The organism is Streptomyces sp. NPDC096136, from assembly GCF_044763325.1.
GTDB lineage: Bacteria > Actinomycetota > Actinomycetes > Streptomycetales > Streptomycetaceae > Streptomyces.
The window spans coordinates 1-15,721 of sequence record NZ_JBIWFZ010000004.1; the positions used below are offsets into that span (position 1 = coordinate 1).

General features: G+C 74.9%; 14 protein-coding genes and 1 riboswitch. Of the genes, 6 read left to right on the forward strand and 8 right to left on the reverse strand.

All coding sequences use genetic code 11. The features are described 5' to 3' along the window. The 6 genes from ACIRBY_RS09180 to ACIRBY_RS09205 all read right to left on the reverse strand — a co-directional run. A partial coding sequence (locus ACIRBY_RS09180; RefSeq protein ID WP_403898282.1) for an ECF transporter S component occupies positions 1 to 893 on the reverse strand: 893 nt, incomplete at its 3' end. Then, entirely contained in the window at positions 890 to 2,869 is a 1,980-nt protein-coding gene (locus tag ACIRBY_RS09185) for an ABC transporter ATP-binding protein (RefSeq protein ID WP_403898285.1), read from the reverse strand. The genes ACIRBY_RS09180 and ACIRBY_RS09185, both read right to left, overlap by 4 nt. Beyond that, complete coding sequence (locus ACIRBY_RS09190) at positions 2,866 to 4,185, reverse strand: energy-coupling factor transporter transmembrane protein EcfT (RefSeq protein ID WP_403899547.1); 1,320 nt, start codon at positions 4,183 to 4,185, stop codon at positions 2,866 to 2,868. Before ACIRBY_RS09190 ends, ACIRBY_RS09185 begins: the two co-directional genes overlap by 4 nt. Further along, positions 4,158 to 4,844 carry an SCO2322 family protein gene (locus tag ACIRBY_RS09195; protein WP_403898288.1) on the reverse strand — a complete coding sequence of 229 codons (687 nt, stop codon included), beginning with the start codon at positions 4,842 to 4,844 and terminating at the stop codon, positions 4,158 to 4,160. Before ACIRBY_RS09195 ends, ACIRBY_RS09190 begins: the two co-directional genes overlap by 28 nt. Next, positions 4,841 to 6,091, reverse strand: coding sequence for a prenyltransferase/squalene oxidase repeat-containing protein (locus ACIRBY_RS09200; RefSeq protein ID WP_403898290.1), 1,251 nt, complete (start codon positions 6,089 to 6,091; stop codon positions 4,841 to 4,843). Before ACIRBY_RS09200 ends, ACIRBY_RS09195 begins: the two co-directional genes overlap by 4 nt. Positions 6,092 to 6,221: 130 nt before the next feature. Next, positions 6,222 to 6,301: riboswitch (cobalamin riboswitch) on the reverse strand. 150 nt (positions 6,302 to 6,451) lie between these two features. Beyond that, positions 6,452 to 7,492 carry an MBL fold metallo-hydrolase gene (locus tag ACIRBY_RS09205; protein WP_403899550.1) on the reverse strand — a complete coding sequence of 347 codons (1,041 nt, stop codon included), beginning with the start codon at positions 7,490 to 7,492 and terminating at the stop codon, positions 6,452 to 6,454. Between the two features lie 210 nt (positions 7,493 to 7,702). Between ACIRBY_RS09205 and ACIRBY_RS09210 the strand changes: the two genes are divergently transcribed. From ACIRBY_RS09210 to ACIRBY_RS09225, 4 genes are all read left to right on the forward strand, one after another. Next, the gene (locus ACIRBY_RS09210; protein WP_403898293.1) at positions 7,703 to 9,154 is read left to right on the forward strand and encodes an aldehyde dehydrogenase; all 1,452 of its coding nucleotides are present in this window, start codon (positions 7,703 to 7,705) and stop codon (positions 9,152 to 9,154) included. Then, on the forward strand, positions 9,154 to 9,387 hold the full coding sequence (locus tag ACIRBY_RS09215; protein ID WP_403898296.1) for a ferredoxin: 234 nt from the start codon (positions 9,154 to 9,156) through the stop codon (positions 9,385 to 9,387). Before ACIRBY_RS09210 ends, ACIRBY_RS09215 begins: the two co-directional genes overlap by 1 nt. A gap of 141 nt (positions 9,388 to 9,528) precedes the next feature. Next, positions 9,529 to 11,736, forward strand: coding sequence for a hypothetical protein (locus tag ACIRBY_RS09220; protein WP_403898298.1), 2,208 nt, complete (start codon positions 9,529 to 9,531; stop codon positions 11,734 to 11,736). Between the two features lie 83 nt (positions 11,737 to 11,819). After that, on the forward strand, positions 11,820 to 12,011 hold the full coding sequence (locus tag ACIRBY_RS09225) for a DUF1059 domain-containing protein (protein ID WP_403898301.1): 192 nt from the start codon (positions 11,820 to 11,822) through the stop codon (positions 12,009 to 12,011). On the opposite strand, the gene ACIRBY_RS09230 is transcribed toward ACIRBY_RS09225, so the two are convergent. Next, complete coding sequence (locus ACIRBY_RS09230) at positions 12,000 to 12,533, reverse strand: hypothetical protein (RefSeq protein ID WP_403898303.1); 534 nt, start codon at positions 12,531 to 12,533, stop codon at positions 12,000 to 12,002. The two genes, ACIRBY_RS09225 and ACIRBY_RS09230, sit on opposite strands and share 12 nt — an antisense overlap. An 80-nt stretch (positions 12,534 to 12,613) precedes the next feature. Here ACIRBY_RS09230 and ACIRBY_RS09235 point away from each other — a divergent pair, with 80 nt between their 5' ends. Continuing rightward, positions 12,614 to 13,351, forward strand: a complete 738-nt coding sequence (locus ACIRBY_RS09235; protein WP_403898306.1) for an SAM-dependent methyltransferase — start codon at positions 12,614 to 12,616, stop codon at positions 13,349 to 13,351. 40 nt (positions 13,352 to 13,391) lie between these two features. Here the strand turns inward: ACIRBY_RS09235 and ACIRBY_RS09240 are convergent, their stop codons facing one another. Then, the gene (locus ACIRBY_RS09240; protein WP_403898309.1) at positions 13,392 to 14,033 is read right to left on the reverse strand and encodes a TetR family transcriptional regulator; all 642 of its coding nucleotides are present in this window, start codon (positions 14,031 to 14,033) and stop codon (positions 13,392 to 13,394) included. A gap of 317 nt (positions 14,034 to 14,350) precedes the next feature. Here ACIRBY_RS09240 and ACIRBY_RS09245 point away from each other — a divergent pair, with 317 nt between their 5' ends. Beyond that, a complete protein-coding gene (locus ACIRBY_RS09245) occupies positions 14,351 to 15,661 on the forward strand; it encodes a glycosyltransferase family 4 protein (protein WP_403898311.1) in 1,311 nt (436 codons plus the stop codon). The last annotated feature ends 60 nt before the right edge of the window (positions 15,662 to 15,721 follow it).

Below are 15,721 nucleotides of genomic sequence, written 5' to 3' on the forward strand. Positions count from 1 at the left end.
CCCATCTCACCTTCCGTGTCCGCCCCGAGCCTCTCGGGTGCGTGACCCGGGCCACTCCCGCCCGCCCGGGCGAAGGAAACGGGTGCGTCGAACGCGGCTTTCCGGGTCGCCCGGCGCAGCGCCCGCAGCAGGGTGCTGCCGAGCGTGAGGGTCAGGACGACCGTCAGCGCGGCCCGCCCCAGGTCCCAGCCCAGCGAGGTCGCCAGGCAGTAGGCGAGGAAGCGGGCGAGGTTCTCCGGCACCGGGTCGCCCGGATGGAAGGAGACCCCCTGGCCCATGCCCTGGAGCAGGACCCAGCCCTGGAGGTTCATGACCGTCCCGTACGCGAACGAGCCCAGGAACCCGTACGCCGCGAGCATCGCCAGCTCCGCCCGCCCCCGGATCCCCGTCGCCCCGGGCAGCAGCCCGGCGCCCAGCGAGAACCAGCCCAGGGCCAGCATCTGGAACGGCATCCACGGCCCCACCCCACCCGTGAGCAGGGCGGACGCGAACATCGTGACGGCTCCGAGGACGAAGCCGAAGCCGGGGCCGAGGACGCGGCCGCTGAGCACCATCAGGAAGAACATGGGCTCCAGGCCGGCCGTGCCCGCGCCCAGCGGGCGCAGCGCGGCCCCGACGGCGGCGAGCACGCCGAGCATCGCCACCGCCTTGGCGTCCATCCCGTTGTCGGCGATCGTCGCGACGACGACGGCCACGAGGAGGGGGAGCAGCGCGGCGAAGAGCCAGGGGGCGTCCTGGGAGTGGGCCAGGCCCGACCGGGCGTCCGCGAGCAGGGGCCAGCCGAAGGCGGCGATGCCGATCAGGGTGACGAGGACCAGGGCCGCGGCGGCGCGGGGGCCGATGCGGACGGGGTGGGTGCGGGCGTGGGGGTGGGTGCGGGGGCGGGTGCTCATGGCGTGGGCTCCTCCGCGGTCTCCTTCGCGGTCTCCGTGGAGTTCAGGGCCGCGGCCACCTGGGGGACCGTGAGCCAGTGGTCCGGGGCCAGGATCTTGGCCACTTGCGGGGCGAAGGCGGGGGAGGACACCACGACCTCGGCCGTCGGCCCGTCCGCGACGATCTCGCCGCCCGCCAGGATGACGACGCGGTGGGCCAGCTCTGCGGCGAGCTCCACGTCGTGGGTGGCGAGGACGATGGCGTGGCCGTCGGCGGCCAGGGCGCGCAGGGTCTCGACGAGGCGGGCCTTGGCGGCGTAGTCCAGGCCGCGGGTGGGCTCGTCGAGGAGGAGCAGGGCGGGGCGGCCGGTCAGGACCAGGGCGAGGGCGAGCGTGAGGCGCTGGCCCTCGGACAGGTCCCGGGGGTGGGTGCCGTCCGGTACGTCGGGCAGCAGGGCGCTGACCAGGGCGCGGCAGGTCCCGGGTGCGGCCCCGGCGTCGGCGTCGGCCGCGGCGCACTCGGCGGCGACGGTGTCGGCGTAGAGGAGGTCTCGGGGCTCCTGCGGGACCAGGCCGACCCGGCGGACCATCTCCGCGGGCGGGGTGCGGTGGGGGGCGAGGCCGCCGACCGCCACCTGGCCGGTGGTGGGCGCGAGGGTGCCGGTGAGGGCGGCGAGGAGGGTGGACTTGCCGGCGCCGTTGCGGCCCATGAGGGCGATGGTCTCGCCGGGGGCGACGGTGAGGTCGATGTCGTGGAGGACCTCGGCGCGGGCGCGGCGGATGCCGAGGTGGGTGGCGGTGGCCGCGGGGGCGGCGGTGGCCGCGGTGGCGGCGGGGCTGCTGGTGGGCGTGGGGGTGGTGGGCGTCGTGCCGGCCGGCCGGCGCCGGGTGAGGCGGGCCAGCAGGCCGGGGCGGGGGGTCGGTGCGGTGGGTGCCGCTGCGCGGAGCCGCTCCCCGCCCCGCCCTTCCGCCGTTCCCCGGGGCGCTGCCCCGGATCCCCGCGCCTCAAGCGCCGGCGGGGCTGGAAGGGTGCGGGGCGCTGCCCCGGACCCCGTTTCGGGGGCTCCGCCCCCGGACCCCCGCGCCTCAGACGCCGGCGGGGCTGGATGAGCCCCGAGCACCGGCGGGGCCGGAAGAGCCTCAAGCGCCGGTGGGGCTGTATCTGTGGCTGCCGGGGCCCGGCCGGACAGGCGGGCGCGGAGGGGGGCGGCCGCGCGGCGGGCGTCGCGGATCGAGAGGGGGAGGGGGGTCCAGCCCGCCAGGCGGCCCAGGGAGACCACCGGGGGGTGGACCGGGGAGACGGCCATGATGTCGGACGGGGTGCCCAGGACGGGGGGCTCGCCGGGGGCCGGGAGGAGCAGGACGCGGTCGGCGTACTGGACGACCCGCTCCAGGCGGTGCTCGGCCATCAGGACCGTCGTGCCCAGGTCGTGGACCAGGCGCTGGAGCACGGCCAGGACCTCCTCCGCCGCCGCCGGGTCCAGCGCGGAGGTGGGCTCGTCCAGGACCAGCACCTTCGGGTGCGTCGTCAGGACCGAGCCGATCGCCACCCGCTGCTGCTGGCCGCCGGAGAGGGTCGCGATCGGGCGGTCGCGCAGCTCGTTCAGGCCGAGCAGGTCGAGGGTCTCCTCCACCCGGCGGCGCATCACCGCGGGCGCCAGGCCCAGCGACTCCATGCCGTAGGCCAGCTCGTCCTCGACCACGTCCGTCACGAAGTGGGCCGACGGATCCTGTCCGACCGTGCCCACCACGTCCGCGAGCTCGCGCGGCCGGTGCGTCCGCGTGTCGCGCCCGGCGACCGTCACCCGGCCCCGCAGCGTGCCGCCCGTGAAGTGCGGGACCAGCCCGGACACGGCCCCGAGCAGGGTCGACTTGCCGACGCCCGACGGGCCCACGAGCAGGGTCAGCTCCCCCTCCGGGAGGGTGAAGTCCGCGTCGCGGAGGGACGGGTGCGCGGCGCCGTCGTACGTCACCGAGACCTGGTCGAAGCGGATCAACGGGACGGCTCCTTGGAAGAGGGGGAGGGTACGGGGGCCACGAACGCCGGGAGCAGGCCGATCAGGACCGCCGCCGCCGGCCACAGCGGCAGGCCCGGCGCCACCAGCGGGACCACGCCCGGCCGCAGCCCCTCGGGGTCCACCGACCCGGCGTGGACGAGGAGGGCCGCCACCGCCGCCCCCGACCCGGCGACCAGCCAGGCGCGCACCCCCCACCGGTCGGGCCGGTAACGGGTGCGGATGCTGCGCCGCCCGCCCAGCCGCAGCCCCGCGAGGGCCAGGGCCAGGCCGATGCCGAGCAGGGGCAGCCCGAACGCGGCGCCCTCGGCCGCGAGGAGCCCGTAGGTGCCCGCGCACATGCCGAGCAGCCCGCCCAGCGTGAGGGCGCTGGTGGTGTGCCGCACGGCCCGCGGGACCTGCGCCGTACGCCCGTACCCGCGGGCGTCCATCGAGGCGGCGACGGCCACCGAGCGCTCCAGCGCGCCCTCCAGCACCGGCAGCCCGATCTGGAGGACGGCCCGCACCCCGCCCGTGGGACGGCCGCGCAGCCGGCGTGCGGTCCGCAGCCGGGCCACGTCCGCGACCATGTTCGGCGCGAAGGTCATGGCGACGACCACGGCCACGCCCGCCTCGTACAGGGCGGCGGGCAGCGACTTCAGCAGCCGTGACGGACTGGCGAGGGCGTTCGCCGCGCCGACGCAGATCAGCAGGGTCGCCAGCTTCGCCCCGTCGTAGAACGCGAAGACCAGCTGCTCGGCGGTGACCCGGCCGCCGAGGCGGATGCCCTGCGCCCACGCCGGCAGCGGCAGCTCCGGCAGCGTGAACAGGGTGTGCGCGCCGGGGACCGGGGAGCCCAGCAGCACGGAGAACAGCAGCCGCAGTCCGACGACGAACAGCCCGAGCTTGACGAAGGCCCCGTACGAGCGCGCCCAGGGCGCCTCGGTGCGGCGGGCCGCGACCACGTACCCGGCGACGCCGACGACCAGCCCGAGCAGCAGCGGGTTGGTCGTCCGGGAGGCGGCGGTGGCCAGCCCGAGGGCCCACAGCCACCAGGCACCCGCGTGCAGGGCGTTGCTCCGGCGGGCCTCGGGAGCCCGCCAGGGCCGTTCCTTCGTGTACGCGGCCCCGCGCGGCCCCCGGCCGGCCCCGTCGGCCCCGACGACCCCGCCGGAACCGGCCCGCGGCGGCGGTACGACCGCGGCCTGCGGGCCGTGCGGGCCGTGCGGGCCACGGGGGCCGCGGGTCCCGCGCGGGGTCCCGCCGGGTGCTCCCGGCTCCGCGGCGTCCGTCATCGCCGGCGGCGGCGGGACTGCCAGACGGCCGCCGCGCCCAGGGCGGCGACCGCCGCCGCGCCCACGACCAGCCCGGCCGAGGGGCCGGAGCCCCCGCCCGGGGAGTGCGCGGGGGCGGAGGAGGCGGAGGGCACCGGAGCGGACGCCTTCGCCTCCGCGTCGGCGATCGGCTCGCCGCAGCCCGACTTCGGATAGCCGGAGATCGCGCACAGCAGCGCCGCGCCGTTGTAGCGCAGCGGCTTCGCCACCGACGCCAGGGCCTCCGCCGCCGTGGCGTCCGGGGCCACCTGGGCGCAGGCCGTGCGCGGGGCGTCCTGCGGCGGGGCGTCGCCGGCGGGCGCGTCCTCGGCCACCCCGAAGTCGACGACGAGGGCCACCCGCTTCCTGCCCTCCGCGGCCGGGGTCCCGCCGCAGACGGCCTCGAAGTCGGCGGCGGCGCGGGGCCGGGCGGCCTCGGCGGCCGCGTCCTTGCTCACCGAGAAGCGGAAGCCGAGCGTGGCGCCGTCCGCGGGCCGGGCCGTCGAGGGGCCCTCGGTCGCGTACCCCCAGGTCCCGCCCGAGCCCTGCCAGAACGACCAGTAGCGGTAGCCCGCCGCCAGGGCGGGGGAGGCCGCGAACAGGGTCAGCAGCAGGCCCAGGGCGGCCAGCAGGCCGACCGCGGCCCGCGAACGGCGGCGGCTCACAGCTCGTTCTTCTTGCGGCGGCCGCTCAGCAGGATGCCGATGCCCATGCCGGCCGCGGCGCCCGCGCCGATGATCCACCACAGGCTCTGGCCGCCCGAGCCGCTCCCGTCCTTCTTGTTCTCCACCTTCTGCGCCTCGGCGTCCGGCTGCTGCGGGGCCGGGCCCGTCGCGTTCAGCGCCGCCACCAGGTCGACGCCGCCGAAGGCCTTCGGGTCGGCGCCCGTGGCGTGGGCGGTCAGGACCAGGGTGGCCAGGGCGGCCGGGTTGCGGTTGGACCAGGACGCCGAGTTGTTCTTCAGCCACTCCAGCGCGCCGGAGGCGGCCTGCCGGTGGCCGGCCGCGGCCAGGGCGATCACGGCGTCGGCGGTGTTGCCGGTGTCGGGGGTCGGCTGGTCGGCGCCCGGGGTGACGGCGGTCAGGTGGCCGTCCTTCTTCAGGGCCTCCGCCAGGTAGCCGGCGGCGGCCTGGGCGGCGCCCGCCGGGTCGGCGGCGCCGGCCGGGCAGGCCAGCGTGGCGGCGGGGGTGTCCGTGGCGGCGGGCTCGACGAGGATGCCCTTGCCCAGGCCCGCCAGGGCCGCCGCGGCGGTGGCGTCGGCGTTGGCGGGGAGCTTGCCGTCGGCCGGCTGGTACCCGAAGGCGCCCCGGTCCCCGGCGGGCTCGGCGGAGCAGCCCAGCTGGAAGGCGAGCAGGCCGTCGTAGGCGGACTTCCCGGCCTTCGACTTCACCTCGGCCGGCTTCTCGCCCGCCACCGCGAGCGCGCTGATCACGATCGAGGTGGAGCTGCCCTCGCTGGGGGAGCCGGGGGCGAAGGCCCAGCCGCCGTCCTCGTTCTGGACGGACTTCAGCCAGTCGGTGGCCTTCTTGACCTGCGCGTCCTTGCCGCCGAGCGCCTTCAGGGCCTGTACGGCGACGGCGGTGGCGTTCGTGTCGTACACGGTCGTCGCGTCACAGGCCTTCGTCGCGTCGGCGCGGAACGAGGCGAAGCCGCCGTTCGCGCACTGCTGGCCGGTCAGCCAGTCGACGGCCTGCGGGGCGGGCTTCTCGCCGACCGTCTGCTGGGCGAGCAGTGCGAGGGACTGGCGCCACACCCCGTCGTACGAGGGGTCGGCCTTGCCGAAGAGGCCCGACGGGACGACCGGCGGCGCGGAGGGGGCGGGCGGCGGCGTGTCGGCGAGGGCTGCGGGGGCGGCGCCCACGCAGAGCACGGCGGAGGCGGCGAGCGCGGCGGCGCTGCGGCGGACGTTCATGGCGGGGCGGGTGCCTCTCGTGCGGGGAGCGGGAGACGGGCACGCGCGGGCACCGGGCTCCGGCTCCGTTTACCTCGACGGTGCCGGCCGCCGGAGGCCCCGGCGGCACGAGCCGCGCACTTCCGGTACGGGGCATTCCGGCTTCCCGCCCCGCGTGCTGCGGGCCGGGTCACGGTTGCGGGTCAGCGCCGGATTCGCACCGGCTTCCCCCCGTACGGAGGTGTGGACGACGGCCTCACTCTACCGGCCCGTACCCCGCGGGCCCCGGGGCACCGGGCCTCCGCGGCCCCGGCGGGGCCGCGGCCGGGCTGCGGGCTGTGGCCGGGCGGCGGGCCGTGGCAGGGCGGCGGGCCGCGCCGCTCACACCGCCCGGTACGCCACCGGGTCGCTCCCGGGCACCGCCTCCGCCCGGCCCTGTTTCACCAGCCGCCGCAGATGGGCTTCCGCTTCCGAGACGGCGATGTTCCGGGAGCCGTACGGGATCTGCTCCCAGGGCCGGTTCCACTCCATCCGCTCCGCCAGCGCCCACGGGGTCAGGGGCTCGGCCAGCAGCAGCCGCCGCAGCCCGGTCAGCCGCTCCTCGTGGTGCGCCAGGAGCTCCCGTACGCGGGCGGGGGCGTCGGTGAAGGCGTGCTGGTGCGCCGGGAGCACCTCGGCGGGCTCCAGGCGCCCGACGCGTTCGAGGGAGTCGAGGTAGTCGCCCAGGGGGTCGGTGGCCCGGGTGTCCTCAGGAGCCTCGTACAGGCCGATGTGCGGGGAGATCCCGGGCAGCAGGTGGTCGCCGGAGAAGAGGCGGCCGTTGCCGGGCAGCCGCGCGGGGTGGGCCTCCTCCAGGTGCAGGCAGACGTGGCCGGGGGTGTGTCCCGGGGTCCAGATCGCCCGCAGCCGGCGCCCGGCCAGCGGCAGCAGCTCGCCGGGGACGATCTCCCGGTCGGGGACGGCGGCCCGCAGCCCGGGCAGGGTCCGCATCCGGCCGCTCTCCCGGGCCGCCCGCAGCGGGGCGAGGTGGGCCTCGGGGGCTCCGGCGGCGGCCAGCTTCCCGCTCATGTAGTCGAACCAGACGCCCGGCTCGGCCGAGCGGGTCCGCAGCACCACCTCGGTGTCGGCGGCGTGCATGGCGATCCACGCCCCGGAGGCCTCCCGGACCTTCCCGGACAGGCCGTGGTGGTCGGGGTGGTGGTGGGTGATGACCACGCCGTGCACGTCGCCGACGGCGAGACCGAGCGCGTCGAGCCCGGCGGCGAGGGCGTCCCAGGAGCCGGGGTCGTCCCAGCCGGTGTCGACGAGGACCGGGCCCGAGCCGGTGTCGAGGACGTGGACGAGGGTGTGCCCGAGGGGGTTGTCGGGGATGGGGACCTTGATGCCCCAGACGCCCCCGCCGTGGTCGGTGACCGGTGACATGACCTCTGACATGGGGGCTCCCTGGCTGACTCGGTCCCGCTCCGATGAGAACACGTTCCATTGGTAGCCCAAGTCGACCATGTGGCGGCCGTTCTGACCAGCCGTCGGATCTTCCGGCGCCCCCGTCCGCACCGTGGACTCCTGGAACTAGAACTGGTATCAGTTCTGCGACATCGGTGAGATCGTGCGCAGCCCCTGGAGGCATCGGACATGACCGAGCTCGTGGAACACGGACAACTGTTCATCGGCGGGGAATGGACCGATCCGCTGGGCACCGGCACCATCCGGGTCGTCTCCCCCCACACCGAGCAGGTCATCGGCAGCGTCCCGCACGCCACCGAGGCCGACGTCGACCGGGCCGTCTTTGCCGCCCGCAAGGCCTTCGACGAGGGCCCCTGGCCCCGGCTCACCCTGGACGAGCGCATCGCCGTCGTCTCCCGCATCAAGGACGCCATCACCGTCCGGCACGAGGAGATAGCCCGCTCCATCAGCGCCCAGAACGGCTCCCCGTACTCCTGGAGCGTCCTCGCCCAGGCCCTCGGCACGATGATGGTCTACGACGCCGCCATCACCGTCGCCCGCGACTACCCGTACGAGGAACGCCGCCAGGGCGCCCTCGGCCCCATCCTCGTGCGCCGCGAACCGGTCGGGGTCGTCGCCGCCGTCATCCCCTGGAACGTCCCGCAGTTCGTGGCCGCCGCGAAGCTCGCCCCGGCGCTGCTCACCGGCTCCTCGGTCATCCTCAAGCCCTCGCCGGAAGCCCCGCTGGACTCCTTCATCCTGGCCGACATCGCCCGGGAGGCCGGGCTGCCCGAGGGCGTGCTGTCGGTCCTGCCCGCCGACCGCGAGGTCAGCGAGTACCTGGTCGGACACCCCGGCATCGACAAGGTCGCCTTCACCGGCTCCGTCGCGGCCGGCAGGCGGGTGATGGAGGTCGCCGCCCGCAACCTGACCCGGGTCACCCTCGAACTCGGCGGCAAGTCCGCCGCCGTGATCCTGCCCGACGCCGACCTGGAGTCCGCCGTCGCCGGGATCGTCCCCGCCGCCTGGATGAACAACGGCCAGGCCTGCGTGGCCCAGACCCGGATCCTCGCCCCGCGCAGCCGCTACGGGGAGGTGGCCGAGGCCCTCGCGGCGGCGGCCGGCGCCCTCGTCGTCGGCGACCCCCTCGACCCGGCGACCCAGGTCGGCCCGCTCGTCGCCCGGCGCCAGCAGCAGCGCTCCCTCGACTACATCCGCATCGGCCAGGAGGAGGGCGCCAAGATCCTCGCCGGCGGCGGCCGCCCGGCGGGCCTGGAACGCGGCTGGTACGTCGAACCCACCCTGTTCGGCGACGTCGACAACACGATGCGGATCGCCCGCGAGGAGATCTTCGGCCCGGTGGTCTGCCTGATCCCCTACGGGGACGAGGCGGAGGCCGTACGCATCGCCAACGACTCCGAGTTCGGCCTCAGCGGCAGCGTCTGGACCGCCGACACCGGCCACGGCGTCGACTTCGCCCGCCGCATCCGCACCGGCACCTTCAACGTCAACACCTTCAGCCTGGACATGCTCGGCCCGTTCGGCGGCTACAAGAACAGCGGCGTGGGACGGGAGTTCGGACCGGAGGGGCTCGGCGAGTACCTGGAGCACAAGATGATCCACCTGCCGGCGGGCTCCTGATGGGCGACCGCTGGCAGGTGGAGGTGGACCGGGGCGTCTGCATCGGCTCGGGCATGTGCGTGAACCACGCCCCGGACGCCTTCACCCTCGACGCGGCCCGCCAGTCCCACCCCCGCTCCCCGGAGACGGACGCCAACGAACCCACCCTCACGGCGGCGGAGGGCTGCCCGGTGGAGGCCATCCTGATCACCCTGGCGGCCACCGGGGAGCCGGTGTTCCCGCCGGAGGACTGAGCCCGGTCGGGCCGGAGCCGACCGGCTCCGGTCCGGCCCGACACGCACGGCCCGACACGCCCCGCCCGACATGCCCGGACGAAATATCGCATCTCGCTAACTTGTCGCATCATCCACTTCCACCGCTCCGGAAGAAGACCGATGCGCCAGCCCGCCCCCACCACCGCGCGCGCACGCGCCGCGTGGTGGCCCCTGGTCCTGACCGCGCTCCTCCTGGCCTGGGCCCTTCCCCCCGCCCCGGCCCGGGCCGCCCCCCAGCCCCAGCCCCGGCCGAACCACGACCGCCACCACGCGGACCACCACAAGCACCGCCACCACCCCCGGCTGTCCCAGCAGGCGAAGGCGGGCCGCTACGGCGGCGGGGGAGAGGCCATCGGCACCCTCCGCAGCTGGCCGACCATCGACTGGTCCGGCCAGACCGTGCTCCGCGAGTTCAAGCTGCGCACCCTCACCCCGCACACCGAGATCTGGGTCCCCACCGGCGACCTGCGCGTGGACACCGAGGACTGCGCCACCTCCAACGCCGACGACCTGGTCATCACCGACCCGCAACTGCGCTACCTGGGCGAACAGTTCGAGCGGGTGATCCGCCCCCGCGAGGCCGAGGTCTTCGGCGTCCCCAGGCCCCGCGACGGCAGCCGCGCCAAGCCGGAACTCCTCGACCCGGGCATCCCGGCGGACGCCTGGCGCGGCAGGGGCGACCGCGTCGTCGTCCTCGTCGACAACATGGCCGCCGGCGGGCAGTTCATCAGCGACGACGTCGAGGCGGTGGACCGCAACCTCCTCATCGTCCAGGCCGCGGGCTGGAAGACCATGCTCGGAGCCGAGCCGGCCGACCTGGGCGGGACCCCGTGCCGCATCTGGGAGGGCTTCCCGATGCCGCACTACATCGAGGGCCTGCTCGCGCACGAGTACAACCACGTGCTCTGGTACAGCAGGGCGAAGGACGCCCAGAGCGCCACCTGGGCCGTCGAGGGCGTCGCCGAATGGGCCAGATGGCTGGTCGGCTACGACGACCGCAGGCAGGACGCCCTGAAGAACCTCAAGATCGGCTGCTTCCAGGGCCGCCAGCGGGCCATGTTCCCCGCCGGCTACACCGACGCGTACAACGACCGCAACGGCGGCCCGGAGAACTCCCTCACCATCTGGGGCGACCCCGGCCAGAGCGTGCTGTGCGACTACGGGGCCGCCGAGGTCATGATCCACACCCTCGCCGAACGGTACGGGCACGGCTTCGTCAGGGACTTCCTCTACGAGGGCGACGGCTCCGGCTTCGAACGCCTCACCAGGGTCCTCGCCCGCCGCGGCGCCCACGAGGACGCCTTCGCGCTCCTGCGCGACTGGTCCGCCACCGCGGCCCTCGACGGCATCCTCGACGACGGGGCCGAACTCACCGGCGCCGACCCCCGCCGCTTCCGGGCGAAGCCGCTCCACTCCACGATCAACCCCGACACCCCCTTCGCCTCCGCACGGCCCGGAGCCCCCACCAACGGCGCCGACTTCGTCCGCCTGCGCGACGGCGCCGGTACGTACCTCCCCGCCGGCGCGCTGAAGTCCCTGACCTTCGACGCTCCCGCCGTGTACCCGACCCGCCCGGTGGAGTGGACCGCCGAGCCGGACGGCCACGCCGCGGGCGACCCCGCCCTCTACTCCGGCCCCGTGAACGACGAGGTCAACCTCGACCGCAGCATCGTCCGCCCGATCACCGTCGACCCGGCCGACCCCACCCTCTCCTTCGACGCCCGCTGGGACATCGAGCCCGGCTACGACCTCGGCGTGGTCCAGGTGTCCACCGACGGCGGCGCGACCTTCACCTCGCGCAAGAGCGCGGGCATGGCCACCAGCCTGAACACCGACGCCGAGGGCGACGTCCTCGGCCTGCTGCCCGGCTTCAACGGCGACTCCGGCGGCTGGACCCACCAGAGCATCGACCTCTCCGACCTCGCGGGCCGGACCGTACTCGTGGCCTTCCGCTACCGGGCGGACTCCTTCACCACCGACCCGGGCCTGTGGATCGACAACATCGCATCCGGCCCGACCCTGATCTCCGACGGGTCCTCCCTCACCGGCTGGCAGACGATCAGCGACCACCAGATCCGGAAGATCCCCGGCATCAGCCTGCGCCTCGTCGCCTATACCGACGACCACGCGCGGGCCTGGACCGCCGACGTCCCCCTGGACGCCGACCACCACGCGGCCCTCGACGAACGCCGCCTGCGCCGCCTCCTCGGCACACGGGCGAGGACGGTCTTCGCGATCGTCGACCACTACGAACCCACCGAGACGATCAAGTCCGCCGCCCCCTACCGCCTCACCGTCAACGGCACCCTCCAGCCGGGCGGCAGCTGACCGGAGCCCCGGCTTTCCTCCCGGCGGTGACCGGAGGATCGTAGGAGGTGTGACCGGTAGGCATCGCCACTGGGAGGTGCGTCATGCGCAAGGTCATGGACTGCAGGGAGTACCCCAGCGAGATCGGGTGCACCCTGACGATCATCGGCGAGGAGGACGAGGTCATGGGCGCGGCCGTCCAGCACGCGGTCGCCGTGCACGGCGAGGAGGACACCCAGGAGTTCCGCGACGCGCTGCGCGGCATGCTGAAGCCCGAGGTGACCTCAGGGGTGTGACGGCCGGACGAGTTCCTCCAGTGCCGCGCGCGCGGTGAAGGACTCGAAGAGGGCCAGCGACGGCCCCTGCGCGGAGGCCAGGACGCCGTAGTACTCGGGCACGAGGGAGAGGTCCCCCCAGGGCTCCTCGACGTGTGCCCGCACCAGGAGCCGCCCTGATCCCGTGGACCGGATCCACGGGATCAGGACGCAGTCGGCCAGCGCGGGGTCGATGAGCCCGGGGCCGTCGAGCGCAAGGGTGTCCGGCCGCTCGACCAGTTCCAGTCCCGCCGGGAGCCCGTCACCGGGACATGCGAGGAGCCGCCCGGCGACGGCCTGCCGCATCCCCCACGCCTCCGCCACCACGGACAGCTCCGCCCGGCTGTCCTCGCCGATCCGCACCCGGTGCCGCAGGAGGGCGTCCACCAGGTACTCGACGCCCGCCTCCTGCTCACCGACCTCCCAGCACGTCCGCACCTCTTCGGCGTCGGCGTCGGGCAGCAGGGCGGCGAAACGGTCCCAGACCTCGGCTTCATCGATCATCCGCAGAGGCTAACGACACCCACCGACACCGCCGGGAAAAACGGGGTGCGCGCACGCCTTCCCCTTGCGAGGCTGCGCCGGTGAACCGCGAACAGATGTCCAAGATCGCCCATACCCACCACCCCATCAAATCCCCCCTGGACGACGAATCCGTGAGCCGCCTCCTGGCCCACGCCCTCCCGAACGGCGACGAACGCGTCCTCGACCTCGGCTGCGGCGGCGGCGAATGGCTCCTGCGCGCCCTGACGACCCACCCGCGCCTGCGGGCCGAAGGCGTGGACATCTCCGAGTCCGACCTGGCGGAGGCCCGCCGGAAGGCCGTCGGCCTCGGCCTCGACGACCGGCTGGCCCTCCACTGCCGCAAGGCCGAGGAGTTCTCCGCCCCCCACCGCTTCGACCTGGTCCTGTGCATCGGCTCCACCCACGCCCTCGGCGGCCTGCTCCCCACCCTCGAAGCCGCCCGCGACCACCTGGCCCCCGGCGGCCGCGTCCTGGTCGGCGACGGCATCTGGGAACGCGAACCCTCCCCGGAGGCGGTGGAGGTGCTGGGCGACTTCGCCGACCTCCCCACCACCATCGAGCGCGTCACCGCCGCCGGCTGGACCCCCGTCCAGGGCCACGTCAGCACCCGCCGGGAGCTGGACGACTACGAGTGGGCGAACTGGGGCACCCTGGCCTCCTGGGCCCTGGACCACCCCGCCCACCCGGACGGCCCCGAGGTCCTCGCCTGGGCCACGGCCCGCCGCACGGAATGGCTCCGCACCTACCGCGACACCTGGGGCTTCGCCACCCTCCTGCTCCGCCCCACCCCGGCCTGACCCGCGGGCGGTGGCAAACCGCCGCCGCCCGACAACCCGATCAGGACGTTTCCGGGGCCGTCAGGTCGATCAGGCGGCACACCGTCTCGATGTCTATCTTCACCTGCGCGATGGACGCCCGCCCCGAGAGCCAGGTGATCAGGGCCGAGTGCCAGGTGTGTTCGATGACGCGGACCGCCGAGAGCTGTTCGGGTGTCGGCGGGGCGTCCAGGCCCATCGCGTCGAGGATGATGGCCGTGGTCAGCCGGGAGACCGTGTCCACCTCCGGGCTCACGCTGCGGTCCGCGAACGTCAGGGCGCGGACCATGGCGTCCGCCAGGTGCGGCTCCCGCTGGAGCGCCCGGAACGCGCGCATCAGGGTCTCCGCGACCCGTTCCGCCGGCTCCTCGCCCGCCGGGGGCCGCTTGCGCAGGGTGGTGTGCATGTGCTGGAGCTGGTCCTGCATGGTCGCGACGAGCAGGTGCACCTTGGACGGGAAGTACCGGTACAGCGTGCCCAGCGCGACCTGCGACGACTCCGCGACCTCCCGCATCTGCACGGCGTCGAAGCCGCCCCGGCTGGCCAGCTGCGCGCTCGCGTGCAGGATCCGGCGGCGGCGCGCCTCCTGGCGCTCCGTCAAGGGAGGGGACGCCGGCCCGGTCGTGGTCGCCGGTGTCGTGACGGCCTTCGCTTCCGTTCTCATCTGTCCCGTTCCTGGCGTTCCGTGTCGTTGCGGGGCTGGCTTCCGGGACCCATCCGAAACGGGACCCATCCGAAACGGGACCCGTCCACGGGCCCGGAACGGGACCCGTTCCGCCCCCGTGGCAGACGCTCCGGAAGCCAGCATGTCAGGCCTCGCGCCGGGCGTCCGAGCCGTGGCGCGAATCACCTGCTCCGCCTCTTACGGTGTGGTTTCCGGCCGGTAGATTCAATGGTCTTCGACGGATCAAGTCTGAAACTTGTTCTACATTATCCGAGCGGTTACGCTCCGGCGACAGCGCAGGGAGAAGGGGGCCGAGAGTGACCGCAGAGGCCATGGTGACGAGCCCTTTCGCGGGTTCCGCCACCGACGGCGAACGGCCGTTGCGCATCGCACTGCTCACCTATAAGGGGAACCCGTTCTGCGGCGGCCAGGGCGTCTACGTCCGGCACCTCTCCCGCGAGCTCGTGAAGCTCGGACACTCCGTCGAGGTCATCGGCGCGCAGCCCTACCCGGTGCTCGACACCGGCGCCACGCTCACCGAGCTGCCGAGCCTGGACCTCTACCGCAGCCCCGACCCGTTCCGCACGCCCAAGCGCGACGAGTACCGGGACTGGATCGACGCCCTCGAGGTCGCGACCATGTGGACCGGCGGGTTCCCGGAGCCGCTGACCTTCTCGCTGCGCGCCCGGCGCCATCTCCTGGCCCGCGCGGGCGAGTTCGACGTCATCCACGACAACCAGACCCTCGGCTACGGGCTGCTCGGCGACCTCGGGGCGCCGCTGGTGACGACCATCCACCACCCCATCACCGTCGACCGCAAGCTCGACCTCGCCGCCGCGAAGGACCGCAAGAAGCGGGCCTCCGTGCGCCGTTGGTACGCGTTCACGCGCATGCAGGGCCGCGTCGCCCGCCGCCTGCCCTCCGTCCTCACGGTCTCCGGCTCCTCCCGGCAGGAGATCGCCGAGCACCTGGGCGTCCGCGACGACCGCATCCACGTCGTCCACATCGGCGCCGACACCGACCTGTGGTCGCCGGACCCGTCCGTGGCCGAGGTCCCCGGCCGCATCGTGACCACCTCCAGCGCGGACGTCCCGCTCAAGGGCCTCGTCCACCTCGTCGAGGCGCTCGCCAAGCTGCGCACCGAGCGGCCCGACGCGCACCTCGTCGTCGTCGGCAAGCGCGCCGAGAGCGGGCCGGTCGCCCGCGCGATCGAGAAGTACGACCTCCAGGACGCGGTGCGCTTCGTCAAGGGCATCACCGACGCCGAGCTCGTCGACCTGGTGCGCAGCGCCCAGGTCGCCTGCGTGCCCTCCCTCTACGAGGGCTTCTCGCTCCCGGCGGCCGAGGCCATGGCCACCGGCACCCCCCTCGTCGCCACCACCGGCGGGGCCATCCCCGAGGTGGCCGGCCCCGACGGGGAGACCTGCCTGGCCGTGCCGCCCGGCGACGCGGGGGCGCTGGCCGCGGCCCTGGGCCGGATGCTGGGCGACGCCGGCCTGCGCGCCCGTCTCGGGGCGGCCGGGCGGGAGCGGGTCCTGGCCCGGTTCACCTGGGCCAGAGCCGCCGAGGGCACCGCGGCCCACTACCGGGCCGCGATCGCGCGCTCCGCCGCCGCCCGGACCCGGTGAGCGGCGCCCCACCGGGCACGCGAGCGCCGTACGAACGTCATCCCATCCGCATCAGCTGCT

What these genes read in the sequence shown, in the direction of transcription:
- ACIRBY_RS09210 (WP_403898293.1), top strand. Translation starts at nt 7,703, where the DNA reads ATGACCGAGCTCGTGGAACACGGACAACTGTTCATCGGCGGGGAATGG.
- ACIRBY_RS09220 (WP_403898298.1), top strand. Translation starts at nt 9,529, where the DNA reads ATGCGCCAGCCCGCCCCCACCACCGCGCGCGCACGCGCCGCGTGGTGG.
- ACIRBY_RS09230 (WP_403898303.1), bottom strand. Translation starts at nt 12,533, where the DNA reads ATGATCGATGAAGCCGAGGTCTGGGACCGTTTCGCCGCCCTGCTGCCC.
- ACIRBY_RS09215 (WP_403898296.1), top strand. Translation starts at nt 9,154, where the DNA reads ATGGGCGACCGCTGGCAGGTGGAGGTGGACCGGGGCGTCTGCATCGGC.
- ACIRBY_RS09205 (WP_403899550.1), bottom strand. Translation starts at nt 7,492, where the DNA reads ATGTCACCGGTCACCGACCACGGCGGGGGCGTCTGGGGCATCAAGGTC.
- ACIRBY_RS09200 (WP_403898290.1), bottom strand. Translation starts at nt 6,091, where the DNA reads ATGAACGTCCGCCGCAGCGCCGCCGCGCTCGCCGCCTCCGCCGTGCTC.
- ACIRBY_RS09240 (WP_403898309.1), bottom strand. Translation starts at nt 14,033, where the DNA reads ATGAGAACGGAAGCGAAGGCCGTCACGACACCGGCGACCACGACCGGG.
- ACIRBY_RS09225 (WP_403898301.1), top strand. Translation starts at nt 11,820, where the DNA reads ATGCGCAAGGTCATGGACTGCAGGGAGTACCCCAGCGAGATCGGGTGC.